The following is a 16,003-nucleotide window of genomic DNA, read 5'->3' on the forward strand; positions in this document are numbered from 1 at the left end:
GAGTTATGCCCGAAAGAGGCGCAGTTGAACAGTTAGACGAGCAAAGACTCGCAGATTATTTATCTCAACATATAGAAGGATTTGAAGGGCCTGTTAGTAGCACTAAGTTTGCTGGTGGTCAGTCAAACCCAACCTTTAAATTAACTACAGCTAAGCAAACTTATGTGCTTAGGCGTCAACCCCCAGGTAAGTTGCTTAAATCTGCCCATGCTGTTGATAGAGAGTTTAGAGTGTTAGCCGCTTTACAAGGCTCGAAAGTGCCTGTGGCTAAGGTGTATCATTTATGTGAAGACAGCTCTGTTATAGGCAGTATGTTTTATGTGATGGAATATAAAGAAGGGCGAGTATTTTGGAACAGCTCTTTACCTGATATTGATTCAAATCAAACCCGTGCCCAGATGTATCAAAATATGGTACAGGTGCTCGCAGACTTGCACAGTGTTGACATAGATGCAGTGGGGTTAAGTGATTATGGTAAGCCAGGCAATTATTATCAACGCCAGCTAAGTCGCTGGAGTAAACAATACCAATTATCCAAAATTCAAGAGATTCCAGAGATGGATGCTCTCATAACTTGGTTAGAGCAAAACTTACCTGAAGACGATGGAAAAGTTTGTTTAGTGCATGGCGATTATCGCATGGATAATTTGATGTTTGACCCGCAGACACCCGAAATTATGGCTGTGCTTGATTGGGAGCTATCGACTTTAGGTCATCCTTATGCCGACCTTGCTTACCAATGTATGCAACTGCGCTTGCCCGAGAATGTGGGTAAGTCCACAGGTTTAGGCGGAGTCGATCGAGCTGCCCTTGGGATCCCTGAAGAAGCAGACTATGTGGCAGCCTATTGCCAATTAGTGGGAATAGAAAAAATTGATAATTGGAATTTCTATCTAGCCTTTTGTTTTTTCCGTTTAGCGGCTATCGCTCAAGGGGTGGCTAAACGTGCTGAAGAAGGCAATGCCTCTAATAAAGAAGCCCAGCAAGTAGGCGCAATGGTAAAACCTTTAGCTCAATACGCCTTAAAACTTACTCATTCAGAGCAAGGAGAATCAATATGAAAGCCATAGTATGTGAAAAGTTTGCCCCGGTAGAATCTCTTATTTTTAAAGATGTGCCCGATCCCGAGATTAAAAAAGGTCATGTGTTGGTGGAGGTAAAAGCCTGTGGGGTGAATTTTCCAGATGGATTATTAGTGCAGGGCTTATATCAAATGAAACCCGACTTTCCCTTTATTCCTGGCAGCGAAGTTGCGGGCGTCATCACTGAGGTAGGGGAAGGGGTAGAGCATGTAAAAGTAGGGGCAAGAGTGATTGCTATGTGCATGTTAGGCGGCTATGCGCAAAAAGTGCTATGCCCAGCTAGCCATATCATTCCTATTCCTGATGTCATCCCAGATGAAGAAGCGGCGGCCTTAGTCACTGCTCACGCTACTGCACATCATGCCCTTAAACAACGAGCGCAAATTCAAGCAGGTGAAACCTTGTTGGTAACAGGAGCTGCGGGAGGAACTGGCTTAGCTGCTGTGCAAATTGGCAAGCAAATGGGGGCTAAAGTAATAGCTGTGTGTTCAACCCAAGAAAAGTTGGACTTAGCCAAACAAAATGGCGCAGATATTCTGATCAACTACACCCAAACCGATTTAAAAACTGCTATTAAAGACGCCACAGAAGGTAAAGGTGTGGATGTGGTTTACGAATGCGTTGGTGGTGATACTTTTCATGCTTGTTCGAGAAGCATGGCCTGGAATGGTCGATTATTAGTAGTTGGCTTTGCTGGAGGCAGTATTCCTGAGTTTCCGGTTAACTTAGCCTTAGTAAAAGGTTATTCAGTGGTTGGGGTATTTTGGGGCTCTTTTACTCAACATCAACCCCAAGAGTTTGCTAAGAATATGCAAGAGTTACTAAGCTGGTATGTTGAAGGTAAAGTCAAGGTTAGGGTAGATAAGGTGGTGCCCTTAGAAAATGCTAAAGACGCCCTAAACACAGTGATGAACCGAGAAGTAAAAGGCAAAATGACCTTAAAACCTTAACTAAGAATTTTTCTGTTAGTTAACCCTAGATAAAAAAACGGCCTCAAAAGAGGCCGTTTTAATAAGGAGGGCAGGATAAGCTACCCCCCTTCCATGTTGAACGTTACTGTGGTTTTAGGCCACTTTGTTCAGGTTTGGCTTGTAGCCAAATTAAATTCTGTCGTTTAATTCAGCTACAATAGCTGAGCCGGCTAAACCATTTTCGGCAGCCCAATCAAGAATGGTCTTACCGTCTTTTTCTGGGGCTTTTAAATCACCTTTAGGCATTTTCTTTACCATAAGTGTGCCTGTTTCAACTGCGTCACTTAATAGTGCGGTGCGAATTAAGCTATTGCCACCACATGACACACCTGTGTAGTAATCTTTAAGTTTCAATCTGTAATCTGATTGAACACGTTTCATCTTCTTACGTAACTCGCCTTTGTCATCGGCTTTTACAATGGTACAAATGTTTTGTAATGCTTCGCCTACGTCAGCTTGGGCTTGGCCGGCGCTGAATACACTTAAAGTGGCGATAGCGATTGAAGTTTTAACTATTTTCAACATGGTTAATTTCCTCTTTGCTAAATTATTTTGATGTAGATAATGTGTTTCGATGAGGTGATTAAAAAGCATTTTGCTTGATTAAAAAATCTGCAAGACAATACTTGGGTATGAGGTTTGATACTTTAGTGACTGTTTGTAGCCAATGGAAAACTGGCTAGAGCATAGAGTAATGTTGAGCTGTGGAAAAAATTACTGGGGTGTTTTTTGATTCAATATAAGCTGATTATTTTGCTAAAAAAAGTAGATAAAAGCCGATGTCTAACAAAAATTAAGGCTTGAGTAATGCCTCTAAGTGGTTAACTCAAGCCTTAATTAAGTGGCCTAACTGTGGCGAGCTTTTAATACTGCTATTACATCAGTCAGGCTTAAATCGCTGGCTTGTAATAATACTAACAGGTGATAAAGCAAATCTGCTGATTCGTTTTTTAACTCGTCTAAATCTTTGACTGTGGCAGCTAAAGCGGTTTCTACCCCTTCTTCTCCCACTTTTTGCGCGATACGTTTAATGCCTTTGCTGTATAAGTGAGCCGTGTAACTGCTTTCAGGATCTGCCCCTTTACGTGCTGCTATGACAGATTCTAATTCAGCAATAAAACTAATTTCGGCTGATTGACTGTCGGCCCAACAGGTTTCTGTGCCTTTGTGGCAAGTGGGGCCTACAGGGTTAGCCAGTGCTAGTAAACAATCTTGGTCACAGTCGCTGCTTAGCTCAACAAGAGCTAAGTGATTGCCTGACTCTTCACCCTTGGTCCAAAGGCGTTGTTTAGAGCGACTAAAAAAGGTCACTAAACCGCTTTCAAGGGTTTTAGTTATGGCTTGTTTATCCATAAAGCCTTGCATTAATACTTTGCCGTTTTGGGCATTTTGCACTATGCAGGGGATCAGGTTGTCCATCTTCTGCCAAGCTAATGTATGGATATTGTCTGTGCTAATGATCATTTTATTCTCTACTGTTATTTAGCTTGAACTCGCTTTAGTTTCTCATCACTATATTTTGACTGCGCAAATAAGCTTTTAATTCAGGAATGCCAATTATGCCCTTGTGAAATACAGAAGCGGCCAGGGCTCCGTCTACATCGGCTTGTTCAAATACATCTTTAAAGTGGGCTTTTTCACCCGCGCCGCCTGATGCAATTAACGGAACTTTGCATGCTTGACGTATGGCTGACAGTTGCGCTAGATCATAACCTTGGCGCACTCCATCTTGATTCATACAATTTAATACAATTTCACCCGCGCCGCGTTGTTGCACTTCTTGGATCCAATCTGCGGTTTGCCAGTTTGTCACCTGAGTGCGGGATTCATCCCCTGTATATTGATGCACTTGATATTGGCCTGTTGCTTGGTTGTAAAAACTGTCTATGCCCACCACCACACATTGTTGGCCAAAAGTGTGGTGCAAGCGGGTGATCAATTCAGGATCGGCTAAAGCAGGGGAGTTAACCGAAATTTTATCGGCACCCATTTCTAAAATTTTGCCCGCATCTTCTATGGTTTTTATGCCACCTGCCACGCAAAAAGGAATGTCTATCACTTGTGCAATGCGAGTCACCCAACTTTTATCTACCACTCTTTGATCGCTTGAAGCAGTAATGTCATAAAACACTAATTCATCAGCACCTTGTTGGGCGTATTGTTCAGCCAAAGGCACTATGTCACCAATGATTTCGTGATTGCGAAATTTTACCCCTTTGACCACTTTGCCATCTTTCACATCTAAACAAGGGATAATGCGTTTAGCTAACATATAAAAACCTATACTAGTGCTATCTAGTTCGAACGTTTTAGAAACCGAATCGAGCTAAAGCTGAATTTAAAATTAAATTAAGAAACGAGTTGGCAAGACCTCTAAACTTAGCTGATCTTGCGCACTAAGCCGGCAATAAGCACGGCTCTATGGTTATTTTACTTGGGTCAACCAATTGTGTTTATCGGCCGCTTTGCCCCATTGAATGTCGTTTAACGCTTGGCGTAACTTTTGAGTAGTGGCGCCACCTTCACCGGTGCCGACTTTATGTTCTTGGCCATTGTGAATTAAGGTGCCTACAGGGGTTAGTACCGCTGCTGTTCCCGAAAGTGCGGCTTCAACATTAGGCTTAGCTGCGCGAGTTAATAATTCCACAACTGATAATTGGGTTTCAGTGACTTTCATACCCATATCTGCAGCTAGCGTTAAAATTGAACTGCGAGTCACACCATGTAAAAAACTGGTATCTAAAGCTTTAGTGATAATTTCGTTGCCATCAATTAACAAAAAGTTGGCCGCCCCGGTTTCTTGCACATCGCCATTAGGACAAAATAAAATTTGATCGGCTTGTACGGCTTTTTTAGCGGCTAAAATTGGACCTAATGCGCTAGCGTAGTTACCACCACTTTTGATCATGCCCATATGTGGCGCACAACGCATGCCGCTTTCGTCTAACAATAATCTAAGAGGTTTAGCTCCACCGGTAAAATAATCACCAACTGGAGACACCAACACATAAAGCATAGATTCCATGCTAGGTGCTGCGGCTTTACCTATGGCGGCTTCAGTGCCTATGTGGGTTGGGCGAATGTACATTGAGCCTGGTGGCTGAGGAATGTCTGCTTGGTATTGACTCACTATGCCTAAGATCATCTCAGCCACTTGTTGTTGATCAATACTAGGTAGTGATAACAATTCGCTGCTTTGAGCAAAACGTTTTAAGTTTTGATCCATACGAAAAACATGCACGCTGCCGTCTGCATGTTTAAACGCCTTCAGCCCCTCAAAACAGGTGCTGGAATAATGCAATACATGCGCGCCGGGATGCAACTGTATACTGTCTGAGGCAACAGTCGTCGCTTGCTTCCACTGATTATTTTCAAAGCTAGTGAATGCCATTTTAGGCATAAACACTGTACCAAAAGCCGCCATGATAATTTCCTAATTGGTTAATTTATAAAGAATAATAAATGTTATCTGGTTGTAATTAATGCGCCGAATTCCAACACTCAATCGCTTGTTTAACGGTAAATTTACCTTCTAAAAGAGCACGACCTAAGATCACGCCAGCGACCTTACTGGGTTTGAGTACGGCAATATCGTTAAGATTACCAATGCCACCTGATGCTTGCCAACCTACAGAGGGAAATCTCTCGGTTAACTCAGTGTAAAGTTGGTGATTCGCGCCTTGCAGGGTACCGTCTCGGCTAATGTCTGTACATAAAACATGCTTAGCGCCCACGGCTAAAAAATCCTCTAATAAGGCTTCAATGGATACCCCAGAATTTTCTTGCCAACCATGAGTGGCGATAAACTTATTGCCAGCCTGATCAATATTGATATCTAGCGCCAATACTATGGCATCTGCGCCATATTGGCTTATCCAACTTTTAACCAATTCTGGCTGCTTGACCGCCAAAGAGCCTATCACCACGCGTTTGACCCCAATCTCTATTAGTTGGGCTACATCTTGCTCTGAGCGAATGCCACCTCCAGCTTGAAATTGCATACGCTTAGTGGCCACCATTTGGCTAATCAGCTTTAACTGGCGTTTGTTAGTATCTTTGGCTCCAGTTAAATCCACTATGTGTAACCAACTCGCTCCTTGATCGGCATAGTTATGCACTACTTCAATAGGATCGAGTGAATATTCGGTTTTTTGTTGGTAATCGCCTTGATAAAGACGTACCACTGAACCCTCAATTAAATCTATGGCTGGTATTATCATCTGTTTAAATTCACTTTAGTTAAATCGGTAGTGTTATAAATCAATAAAGTTTTTCAGCAGCTGCGCGCCAGCTTCACTTGAGCGTTCAGGGTGAAATTGTACGCCAAAAAAGTTGTCTTGCTGAATGGCGGCTGAAAAATCCATACCGTATTGGCAACTGGCCATAGTGATATTGGATATGCCAACGGCAAAACTATGTACAAAATAGAAATAGCTAGCTGGATCTATGCCTTTAAAAAGCGGCGCATCTTTAATGGGGGTGACAGTATTCCAACCCATATGCGGTAACCTTAACTCTCCCACTTGCATGCGTTTTACTTGGCCAGGCATTAAGCCTAAACATGCCACGTCTCCTTGCTGACTTTCGGCGGATTGTTTAACCATAAGTTGCATACCTAAACAAATCCCCAAAACCGGTTGAGTCAGTCCTTGAATAACGCTACTCAGTTGTTTTTGTTCTATGCTGGCCATGGCCGCTTGAGCGCTGCCTACTCCGGGCAAAAACACTTTATCTGCCTGTTGAATTTCAGCATGTTCATCACTGACCCGCACCACAGAGCCCAAGCGCTCTAAGGCAAATTTAACCGAAGAAATATTGGCGCAGCCGGTATTTACAATCACAATTTTTTGTTGCGCCATAACTACAAGGCTCCTTTACTGCTAGGTAAGGCTTCACCTTGTTTATGAATGGCTTGACGTAAAGCGCGACCAAATACTTTAAATAAACTTTCGACTTGGTGGTGGGCATTGCCTTCTGTGGTGGATAAATGCAAAGATAATCCCATCGCTTGAGCCAAAGAGTAGAAAAAATGTGGCACCATTTCTGTGGTCATTTCGCCCACTTTATCGCGGCTAAATTCGGCGTTAAATTGTAGGTGAGGGCGATTAGAAATGTCTAAAATACACTCTGCTCGACATTCGTCCATAGGTAATGCAAAGCCAAATCTACCTATGCCTCTTTTATTCCCTAGGGCTTTTTTCATGGCTTCGCCTAAAGCTAAAGCCGTGTCTTCCACACTGTGGTGATCGTCTATGTGTAAATCGCCGGCTACCTTAAGGTTTAGTTCAAAACCACCGTGAGTCGCAATTTGATCTAACATGTGATCAAAAAAGCCTAGGCCAGTTTCAATACGAGACTTGGCTTGTGAGTCTAAATCAACTTCAACTTCAATCTGGGTTTCTGAGGTTTTGCGAACGACCTTTGCCACCCGTTTAGACACAGATAACTGTTTTGCTATGGCTGGCCAATTAAGACTATCGCGTTGATATTTAATGCCAACTAGCCCCATGTTTTCAGCCAGTTGAATATCAGTATCGCGGTCGCCTATTACATAAGAACGGGTAAAGTCGATTTTACCTTGCTGTAAATAGTCTTTCACCAGACCTAACTTGGGCTTACGGCAACTGCAATTATCACTGTCGAAGTGCGGGCAAATTAACACATCGTCAAACACCACCCCCTGACTGTTAAAAATATCCATCATCTTGTTGTGAGCAAGATCAAAGTCGGCTTGGGGGAAACTCGAGGTGCCTAGTCCGTCTTGGTTAGACACCATGACCAAGCGAAACCCCAACTGCTGTAATTTTAATAAAACAGGCACAACCTGAGGTTCAAATACCAGTTTTTCTAAACTGTCTAATTGTTTATCAATAGCCGGCTCTTCTACTAAGGTGCCGTCTCTGTCGATAAAAAGAATAGGTTGTTGACTCATGCTGATGGTTCCTGCTGACTAAAAAAACTCGTCATTAAGTCGAGTAGTTTTTGATTTTGAGATTGATTGCCAAGGGAAATCCGCAGGCAATTTTCAAGACTGTGCTGTTTAGATTGATCGCGAATTAGCACGGAATTTTCCACTAAATATTGCATTAATGCGTTCTTTTGCGGATGACGAAACAAAATAAAATTGGCTTTGTCATCGCCGATTAATTCAAGATCTTTAAATTGTTGTAACTGTTGTTTAACCCAAGACTTTTGTTCGGCTAAATAGTTAACTTGTTGGACCATGTTATTTAATCCATTAGCACTTAGCGCTTGGGCGGCAATTTGCGCTACTGGCTCTGGTACAGGGTAAGGGGCAATGACTTTTAGCACAGATTGGATAATCTCTGAGTTGGCTAAAGTAAAACCACAACGTAAGCCCGCCAATGCAAAGGCTTTTGATAAAGTGCGTAAAATAACCAAATTAGGGTAGTTAGTTAATTCATTGGCCCAGCTATTATTTTGATCAAATTCAATATAAGCCTCGTCTACCACTACTAATGCCGAGTCGGCAAAGTGTGTGAGTAGTTGTTGTAGCTGAGCTTTGTCAACAGAGGTGCCTGTTGGGTTATTGGGTGAACAAATAAACACCAGATTCACTTGGCCTTTAAAGGCCTTAATTGCTGGCAAATCTAAACTAAAATCGGCGTTTAGTGGTGCTTGTTCTACCCCTACATTACAGGTTTGCGCGCTAATGGCGTACATACCATAGGTAGGGGGACAAATTAATATTTTATCTTGGGCAGGGGTACAAAAGGTACGAATGAGTAGCTCAATGCCTTCATCAGCCCCGCGGCTAACTAATACTTGATCATTTTGCACGCCAGCATACTTGGCATATGGCAATAACACACTTGGCGGCTGACATTCTGGGTAGCGGTTGAGTTGTTGACTGGAAATTTGATAGTCATTAGCAAAAGGCGATTCGTTAGCATTTAGCCAAACTTCGGTGGTGCTATTGCCGCCAGCAAAGATACGTCTGGCTGATTCGTAAGGTTTAAGGGCTTTGAGGTTTGGGGCTAAGAGTTTATTGATTAACTGGCTCATGCTTTGCCCCCTTGCTCAACACTATCTAGGCGTAATTTAACCGCTTGTTTATGGGCATCTAGGCCTTCTGCATCAGCTAAATCCATAATGGCATTGCCAATATTTTGTAAACCTTGGTAAGTTAATTCCTGCACTGTGTATCTGCGCATAAAATCGGCTAAGCCTAAGCTTGAATAGTTGCGAGCATAACCGTAAGTGGGTAATACGTGGTTGGTACCACTGGCATAATCACCTGCTGATTCAGGCGACCATTGACCGACAAAGATGGAGCCGGCATTAGTTAACTTGGCTAAGCAGTCGCGAGCATTGTCACATTGTAATATTAGGTGTTCAGGAGCATAGGCATTACTCACTTCAAAAGCCTGCTCTAAACTATCGGTTAAAATATATCGGCTGTGCTGCATAGCCTGTTGGGCAATTACTCCACGGGTTAATTGCTTTAGCTGTTTTTCTACTTGTTGCTGCACATCAGCAATTAATTGGCGACTATTAGAAACCAAAACAGCTTGCGAATCACTGCCATGCTCAGCTTGAGATAATAAATCAGCGGCTACAAATACCGGATTGGCTAATGCATCGGCAATCACTAACACTTCTGATGGGCCTGCAGGCATATCGATAGCCGGACCAGCCGCAATACGACTAACCTGTTGTTTAGCCTCGGTAACATAACTATTACCCGGACCAAATATTTTATCTACTTTGTTAATGCTTTGGGTGCCTAATGCCATAGCTGCTATGGCTTGGGCACCGCCAACTAAATAAATTTCGTCGATGCCACATAAACTGGCGGCGTAACGAATTTCTACGGCAATTTGACCGTTTTTATCTGGTGGCGTGCATAAAACTTTTCGTGCACAGCCTGCCACTTGGGCAGTGGCGCCTAACATTAAAACGGTTGAAGGTAAGGGCGCAGTGCCACCAGGAATATATAACCCCACACTAGCTAAAGGGGCATGTTTAAGTTCGCATACCACCCCTGGAGATGTTTCAACTAGGGTATCTTGTGGATATTGCGCTTGATGAAAGGCTTTGATGTTAGCGTAAGCTTGATCTATTGCCCATTTAACTTCGGGTTTCAGTTGGCTTGCAAAAGTGTCTTGATCCGCTTCGACAAAAGCTAAGCTAGACAATTTCGCTCCATCAAATTTTTCGGTGTAAGCGAATAACGCCTGATCACCCTGAGCTTGCACTTTTGCGATAATTTCAGCCACTGTTGCAGTTAAAGCTTGGTTATCTGCTAATGCTGGTCGACTAAGCAATGTCGTTTGTTGTGTTGGCGTGAGTTGTGCCCAATTTTGCATGATTTATTAACCTATTCGCTGCGTTAACCCAATTAAGACATCATTTTTTCAATGGGCATTACTAATATAGAACGACAACCTAAGGCTTTAAGCTTTTCCATGGTTTCCCAAAACAGAGTTTCTGGACTTACAACATGCACTGCCACCACATCATTATTACCGGCTAAAGGTAAAACAGTGGGATTTTCAGAGCCTGGCAATAAACGTTTAACTTGCTCTAAACAAGCAGTAGGGGCGTGCAACATTATGTATTTGCTTTCTTTGGCCTGATTCACTCCGTCAATACGCGGCAGCATTTTATTAATAAAAGCTTGTTTAGTATCAGGTAATTCGCCAGCACGCTGAATAAGCACAGCTTTAGAAACAAATATTTCATCGGCTTCTTGTAAACCGTTGGCCTCTAAGGTGGCGCCGGTTGACACCAAATCACATATTGCATCGGCTACCCCTGCTCTAGGTGCCACTTCAACCGAGCCGGTTAACATCACTGCGCTGGCCTGAATATTTTTTTGTTTGAAAAAGCGCTCTAATAAAAAAGGGTAGGTAGTGGCGACTTTTTTACCTTGCAATGATTCTACACCTTGGTAGTCCATTTCGTTGGGAACGGCAATAGATAACCGGCAACCGCCATAATCTAGCCTTCTTAACTCAATGTAATCAGCAACTTTTCCTGCAGCCTGACGCTCTAGCATTTTTTCTTCAAGTTCGTTTTGGCCGATAAACCCTAGGTCTACCACACCGTCCATGACTAGGCCGGGAATGTCGTCATCGCGAACAAGTAATAGATCAACGGGTTGATTAGTTGAATGAGCAATCAATAACCTATCGCGAATTTGCAACTTAATGCCTATGGCTTTTAAAAGTGCAATGCTGTCGTCACTTAATCGTCCTGACTTTTGTACTGCAATACGTAATCTGTTGTTATCACTCATGTTTTTAATCCAATTTAGTGTTTATTTGACTTCTGTTGTGGCTAATTATCTGGGTTTTTAAAAGCCCCAAAGAAAAACCCCCGAAAGATCCTTCCGGGGGTTTAGAGTGTGTCTGCGCCGCTAGAAGGTTCCAATAGACCTCCCAGCAAATACCTGAAAGGTTATGCTATATGGTGATGATGATGGCTCACAGCTTTCAGGTTAAATTTCATGGTTTCTTCGCTTTTGTTAAACCGCTTGGCGTTAGTGAGGCCTACATTATTCAATCGGCCTGATTAATGCAAGGGAAAACCTCATGAAAGTCCTAGCTTTCTTACAATTAAATCGACTAAGTTAGTATTGAATAACAAATTTGAATGTTTTTTGCACAGTGATGTCTATGTATATATAAAGGTTTTTGCATAATCTTAAGGAGAAATAATGATCAACGATTTATTATTTTCGGTGTTACCCCGTGAGGGTAAAGTACCTATTGCCCACGATAGCCAAAAGGTTGAACAAGTAGACAAGCAAGAAACCTTGCGGGCTTTGTCTGACGAAGAAAAAGAGTTAAAAGGCGAAGAGCGCGAAGCGCGCAAAAAACAACAAGAGCAACAAAAAAAACAACAGCAGGCCCCAGCTGAAACTAAAGCCGACACTCAACAGGCAAATAATACCGAGCAAGATGAGAATAAAAAAGGCAAAGGCCCAAAACATCTAGATATTTACGTTTAATCTAATCTTTACCATTAGCCTTTGGTGCAAGTTATATTACTTTTACTTAGGCTAATGCGTCACTAAACCACAGGAAACACTATGGCTGCACTATTTGATATTTTAATTTCTGCCGGACTGATTATTTTTATTGGCTTTATTGCCGCAGTTATTTGGGCCAAAAAGCAACAAAAAAAGTAGTGAGTTTTACTTGGTGTTTACCTTGAGTGAATTTTGTTTTTGATAGACGAACCTTTATTAAATAGTTACTTAATGGCAGGTTAAATAGCGGAAAGATTAAGCTGGTATATACTTGACTGACTTTAGCTATTAGCGGGTTACACAATGCGAATACTGCCTCTTGTTTTCATTAGCCTATTTTTTTCATTTAATATCTATGGCATGCCAGAAGAAAACTGGAAGGATTTCTCAGAGGGGATTTCCTTTAAAGTTTTGCAAAAGCCACAAAGTGTTTCTTTAATTCCAGATAAGCATATTAGTCAATATGATTTTAAGGTGACACTTGAGGATGGCAAAACCGCAAGTCGCAGTGTTTTTTTTGAGGCAAGTCCAGTTTTTATTAATTTTGAGCTCTTCGATGAAGAGGCCCTAGCAAGTTATTATTTGTCTATGCTGCATGCGCTTGCCTTGCAAGAAACGCGAGTATACAAAGTCAATGGTTCTTTGTTAGCTAAAGACAACCTTCACTCTGGCAAAACCAAGTTAATCACTATTACCCATTCTAAGCATGTTAAGTTTCCTGCAGCAAAACCGGCATTATTTAACCTAAAAGATTCTCAGCATTTAGTGCCCAATGGCGGCGGGTATTCTTATATAAAAAAAGGGTCGGGCACTCGCCACCCCAGTTTAAATGACAGTATTGTGATGCATTATTCTGTGTGGAATATCGATGGCGAATATATTGATAGTTCAGAGTTGGGCGGTGAAAAAAAGACCTTTGCACTAAAAAATATGGTCAAAGGCATACAGGCTTTAATGCCATTATTAGTTGAAGGCGATCGAGTGAGTGGTTGGTTTCCTCCTTCTCAAGCATATGGAAATAGGGAAAACCAAATATTAAATAAAACCCTAATATTTGAATTAGAACTCTTTGAGATTAAACCCACTAATTAAAAGCAGGCTAGGTTAGGAGCAAAACGGTTTTACGCTATTTGTTGACTGGTGTTTGTTCGACAAAAGCTTTGATGTCTAGCAAGTCTTTATTTAACTCTTTTAGCATGGCACGTTTAATAAAAGGGCTCATGATAAAAAATAGAATTTTGCTAGTAAGGGTTTGCGCTTCACTGTTAAAGCTCATAGTTAATTGACAAGTTTCGGCTAGCTGGGTGACTTCTAAGCGCGACTGGTAAACACAGCCATGGCTTTCTGCTCTAGTGCAATAATAGTGGTGGTCTTTCGCTTCAGTTATCCACATGGTTTCGGATTCTTCATTACCAAACATTTTTCGGGTTTCTTGCCACTTTAATCCCACTAAGCCGGTTGGTGGCTGATGTAAAACCTCTAGCTTAAGGATATTTGAAATCATCTGTTTGGCATTGGCGATATCTGTTATTGCGGCCCAAATTACTGGCGCTGATTGGTTGATGATTATGTGTGTCGATATGTGCATGGATACATTCCTTTTAGCGCTAGTCTAGGAGGGTTGATAACTAACCAGAGTTACTGAGCGCCAGCTGAGATCCCAACTATTTTGTGGCACTCAGGGCAACAAAATACTCGGTTAACGGCAAACCAGCCTCGGTTAACTTCTATTAGTTTATCTAGTTGCTTTTCACAGTGTGGGCAAATGGGTTTGATTTTTTCCTTTTTAATATCAACCATGTTTTAGTCCTGATGTTATTGGGTGAGCATAGATTAAAAAACTAAATCGCTAAAAAGCTGCGAAGTTCGTCTTGCCTTGCGAGTCCATCTTGCATGCCTAGCTCAATTAGTTCGCGGCAGAATTCTTTTTCGAATAATAAATAGCTGAGCAAGCTGGCATCGGCTTTGTCGTGTATCCCCATCATACGTAATAACATTTTTATCCCCGAAGGCATACGATGAAAATGCCTTGCGGCCATGTCGTTAAAGTCTATAGAAGGGTTAATGGCTAGGCAATCTATGGTTTTTAAGTTGGTTTGTTGCCTTTGCTGATGGGTCATATGCGCTATGGTTTGATTGATCCTAGTTAGACGTTCAAGATCAGCTTTTAAGGTATCGGCAAAAATGGTATCGAGCAAATGGCCTGCAATGGCGATGCTACTTGGGTAGCGATTCATGTCGGTAAAGCGTGATACTTTCTCTGGCTGTTCTACACCAATGATCAATATTTTTTCAGCACCTAAATGTATCGCTGGGCTCAAAGGAGAAAGCTGATGCACTGAGCCATCACCTAAATACTCACCTAACATACGCACAGGAGGAAACAACATGGGAATGGCCGATGAGGCCATTAAATGTTCAGAATCTAATGAACAAGCTATGCCGCGTCTTTGCTCTCTTTGCCAAGGCTTTATATCGGCTTGACCTTGAAAAAAACTGATGGAGTCGTGACTACTATAGCTTGAGGCATTAACACTAATAGCGCGTAAGTGTCCTGTGGCAATGTTTCTGTCGATGCGATTAAAGTCTAATCTGCTGCGGATCAGTTTTCTTAGGGGTTGGTTATTTAACAAACTGGCGGGCTTTTTTTGGTTTTGTTCAGATAAAAAGCTAGAGAAAAAGTTACCAGACAAATGCCTAAATACATCTCTAACTCCGCTGTCGTAGACTTGGCGAGTATCAAAGTTTTTCCAGACCCATTCAAGTTTACGTAAGCCTAAATGAAAGCAAGAAGCATAACAGGCTAGCCCTGCTGCATTGATAGCGCCAGCCGAGTTACCACAAACTATAGGAAAAGGTAGGCCTTTATTACGAGGTAAAAATGAGCCAATGGCTTTGAGCACACCGAGTTGATATGCGGCTCTTGCACCGCCTCCCGACAATAATAACGAATATTGATTACGCTCGGTCAATTCGTCTGCTCCTATAAGGTAAAGCTCAGTCCTTCGGCTGCGGCAAATAACTCAAGGTCTGCGCCACCAATTTCAATGACTTCTTGGCAATGGCTTTCTATGGCTGCAATTTCATCATCAGTGCGAATGTGATCATGACTATATAATGCCATGCGCTTAGCATTGCTACCCATAGCTAACTTCACTGCTTCTTCGGCAACCGAGTGCCCCCAGCCCGATTTAGCTGGCATATCAGACAGCATATATTGTGCATCATGAATAATAAGATCAGCATTGCGACTAAACTCAACCCAATCTAAAAAGTCAGTATTCTTTTTGTACGGAGGGTAGAGTTCGTTGTCTGTTATATAGGCTACTTTTTTACCGTCAGCCTGAATGCAATAAGAACTGCCACTACCTGGGTGGTTCATAGCTAAGCGAGTAATTTTGGCGCTGCCAATTTTCCATTCAACCACATTTGGCGCTAAGGGCTTAATTTCAATATTTGAAGGTAAGTCTTTGTAATCTACTGGAAAATAACTTCCGCTCATTTGCTCTAAAATGGCGTTGTCGGCATCAAATGTGATCTGACCTGGAGTGATAAAAATATTTCGTTTAGGCTGATAAATAGGGGCAAAAAATGGAAAACCTTGAATATGATCCCAGTGATTATGCGAGAGTAACAAGTGTATGTCGTTGGTTTGCTTGATCAGCTTTTGACCTAAGTGTTTTATGCCAGTGCCTGCATCTAAAATAATATCAGTACCGTCATCTAAACATAGGTGAACACATGCTGTGTTTCCGCCGTACTTTACAAACTCTGGGCCAGGTGATGGGCAGGAGCCGCGTACACCGTAAAAGGTCACTTGCATGTAGATCTCTAATTATATTAATTCAGTTTTATAAGCTAAAGATAACACTAAATATCGCTAGGCTTAAGTATTAACTTAGTCATCAAAGTATTAGCTTTGATTCTATTTACATAAAGTTTTAAATAAATAA

18 protein-coding genes and 1 other annotated feature are annotated in these 16,003 nt (G+C 42.0%); of the genes, 4 read left to right on the forward strand and 14 right to left on the reverse strand.

Features of this window, described 5'->3' with window-relative positions:
• The first annotated feature begins 5 nt into the window (after window positions 1–5).
• Both ACVCDT_RS09875 and ACVCDT_RS09880 read left to right on the forward strand, forming a co-directional pair.
• Complete coding sequence (locus ACVCDT_RS09875; protein ID WP_447132603.1) at window positions 6–1,061, forward strand: phosphotransferase family protein; 1,056 nt, start codon at window positions 6–8, stop codon at window positions 1,059–1,061.
• Window positions 1,058–2,032 (forward strand): NADPH:quinone oxidoreductase family protein, encoded by a 975-nt coding sequence (locus tag ACVCDT_RS09880; protein ID WP_447132604.1) that lies wholly within the window; start codon window positions 1,058–1,060, stop codon window positions 2,030–2,032. The genes ACVCDT_RS09875 and ACVCDT_RS09880 overlap by 4 nt, the downstream gene beginning before the upstream one ends.
• A gap of 150 nt (window positions 2,033–2,182) precedes the next feature.
• On the opposite strand, the gene ACVCDT_RS09885 is transcribed toward ACVCDT_RS09880, so the two are convergent.
• The 10 genes from ACVCDT_RS09885 to hisG form a co-directional block, all read right to left on the reverse strand.
• Window positions 2,183–2,578: a DUF3718 domain-containing protein gene (locus tag ACVCDT_RS09885; protein WP_447132605.1), complete on the reverse strand. Its 396-nt coding sequence runs from the start codon at window positions 2,576–2,578 to the stop codon at window positions 2,183–2,185.
• Window positions 2,579–2,899: 321 nt separating this feature from the next.
• Complete coding sequence (gene hisIE / locus ACVCDT_RS09890; protein WP_447132606.1) at window positions 2,900–3,517, reverse strand: bifunctional phosphoribosyl-AMP cyclohydrolase/phosphoribosyl-ATP diphosphatase HisIE; 618 nt, start codon at window positions 3,515–3,517, stop codon at window positions 2,900–2,902.
• Window positions 3,518–3,551: 34 nt separating this feature from the next.
• Entirely contained in the window at window positions 3,552–4,325 is a 774-nt protein-coding gene (gene hisF, locus ACVCDT_RS09895; protein ID WP_447132607.1) for an imidazole glycerol phosphate synthase subunit HisF, read from the reverse strand.
• Between the two features lie 153 nt (window positions 4,326–4,478).
• Entirely contained in the window at window positions 4,479–5,477 is a 999-nt protein-coding gene (locus tag ACVCDT_RS09900; protein ID WP_447132608.1) for a branched-chain amino acid aminotransferase, read from the reverse strand.
• A gap of 55 nt (window positions 5,478–5,532) precedes the next feature.
• Entirely contained in the window at window positions 5,533–6,273 is a 741-nt protein-coding gene (hisA, locus tag ACVCDT_RS09905; RefSeq protein ID WP_447132609.1) for a 1-(5-phosphoribosyl)-5-[(5-phosphoribosylamino)methylideneamino]imidazole-4-carboxamide isomerase, read from the reverse strand.
• Window positions 6,274–6,306: 33 nt separating this feature from the next.
• Complete coding sequence (gene hisH / locus ACVCDT_RS09910) at window positions 6,307–6,912, reverse strand: imidazole glycerol phosphate synthase subunit HisH (RefSeq protein ID WP_447132610.1); 606 nt, start codon at window positions 6,910–6,912, stop codon at window positions 6,307–6,309.
• Window positions 6,913–6,914: 2 nt separating this feature from the next.
• Window positions 6,915–7,985 carry a bifunctional histidinol-phosphatase/imidazoleglycerol-phosphate dehydratase HisB gene (gene hisB, locus ACVCDT_RS09915; protein WP_447132611.1) on the reverse strand — a complete coding sequence of 357 codons (1,071 nt, stop codon included), beginning with the start codon at window positions 7,983–7,985 and terminating at the stop codon, window positions 6,915–6,917.
• The gene (gene hisC / locus ACVCDT_RS09920) at window positions 7,982–9,079 is read right to left on the reverse strand and encodes a histidinol-phosphate transaminase (RefSeq protein ID WP_447132612.1); all 1,098 of its coding nucleotides are present in this window, start codon (window positions 9,077–9,079) and stop codon (window positions 7,982–7,984) included. Before hisC ends, hisB begins: the two co-directional genes overlap by 4 nt.
• The gene (gene hisD, locus ACVCDT_RS09925) at window positions 9,076–10,383 is read right to left on the reverse strand and encodes a histidinol dehydrogenase (protein WP_447132613.1); all 1,308 of its coding nucleotides are present in this window, start codon (window positions 10,381–10,383) and stop codon (window positions 9,076–9,078) included. The genes hisC and hisD overlap by 4 nt, the downstream gene beginning before the upstream one ends.
• Before the next feature lie 32 nt (window positions 10,384–10,415).
• Window positions 10,416–11,315 (reverse strand): ATP phosphoribosyltransferase, encoded by a 900-nt coding sequence (gene hisG, locus ACVCDT_RS09930; RefSeq protein WP_447132614.1) that lies wholly within the window; start codon window positions 11,313–11,315, stop codon window positions 10,416–10,418.
• Window positions 11,316–11,386: 71 nt separating this feature from the next.
• Window positions 11,387–11,501 (reverse strand) — a sequence feature (His leader region).
• Between the two features lie 234 nt (window positions 11,502–11,735).
• Here hisG and ACVCDT_RS09935 point away from each other — a divergent pair.
• Entirely contained in the window at window positions 11,736–12,029 is a 294-nt protein-coding gene (locus ACVCDT_RS09935) for a hypothetical protein (protein ID WP_447132615.1), read from the forward strand.
• Between the two features lie 324 nt (window positions 12,030–12,353).
• Window positions 12,354–13,142, forward strand: a complete 789-nt coding sequence (locus tag ACVCDT_RS09940; RefSeq protein WP_447132616.1) for an FKBP-type peptidyl-prolyl cis-trans isomerase — start codon at window positions 12,354–12,356, stop codon at window positions 13,140–13,142.
• Between the two features lie 34 nt (window positions 13,143–13,176).
• Here the strand turns inward: ACVCDT_RS09940 and ACVCDT_RS09945 are convergent, their stop codons facing one another.
• Genes ACVCDT_RS09945 through ACVCDT_RS09960 form a run of 4 tightly spaced genes read right to left on the reverse strand, consistent with a single transcriptional unit; the run spans window position 13,177 to window position 15,873 of the window.
• Window positions 13,177–13,638, reverse strand: coding sequence for an SRPBCC family protein (locus ACVCDT_RS09945; RefSeq protein ID WP_447132617.1), 462 nt, complete (start codon window positions 13,636–13,638; stop codon window positions 13,177–13,179).
• Window positions 13,639–13,688: 50 nt separating this feature from the next.
• Window positions 13,689–13,850 carry a hypothetical protein gene (locus ACVCDT_RS09950; RefSeq protein WP_447132618.1) on the reverse strand — a complete coding sequence of 54 codons (162 nt, stop codon included), beginning with the start codon at window positions 13,848–13,850 and terminating at the stop codon, window positions 13,689–13,691.
• Between the two features lie 41 nt (window positions 13,851–13,891).
• Window positions 13,892–15,022, reverse strand: a complete 1,131-nt coding sequence (locus ACVCDT_RS09955) for a patatin-like phospholipase family protein (RefSeq protein WP_447132619.1) — start codon at window positions 15,020–15,022, stop codon at window positions 13,892–13,894.
• 11 nt (window positions 15,023–15,033) lie between these two features.
• Window positions 15,034–15,873 (reverse strand): MBL fold metallo-hydrolase, encoded by an 840-nt coding sequence (locus ACVCDT_RS09960; protein ID WP_447132620.1) that lies wholly within the window; start codon window positions 15,871–15,873, stop codon window positions 15,034–15,036.
• Between the last annotated feature and the right edge of the window lie 130 nt (window positions 15,874–16,003).

The sequence above is a fragment of the Paraglaciecola aestuariivivens genome (assembly GCF_052983255.1).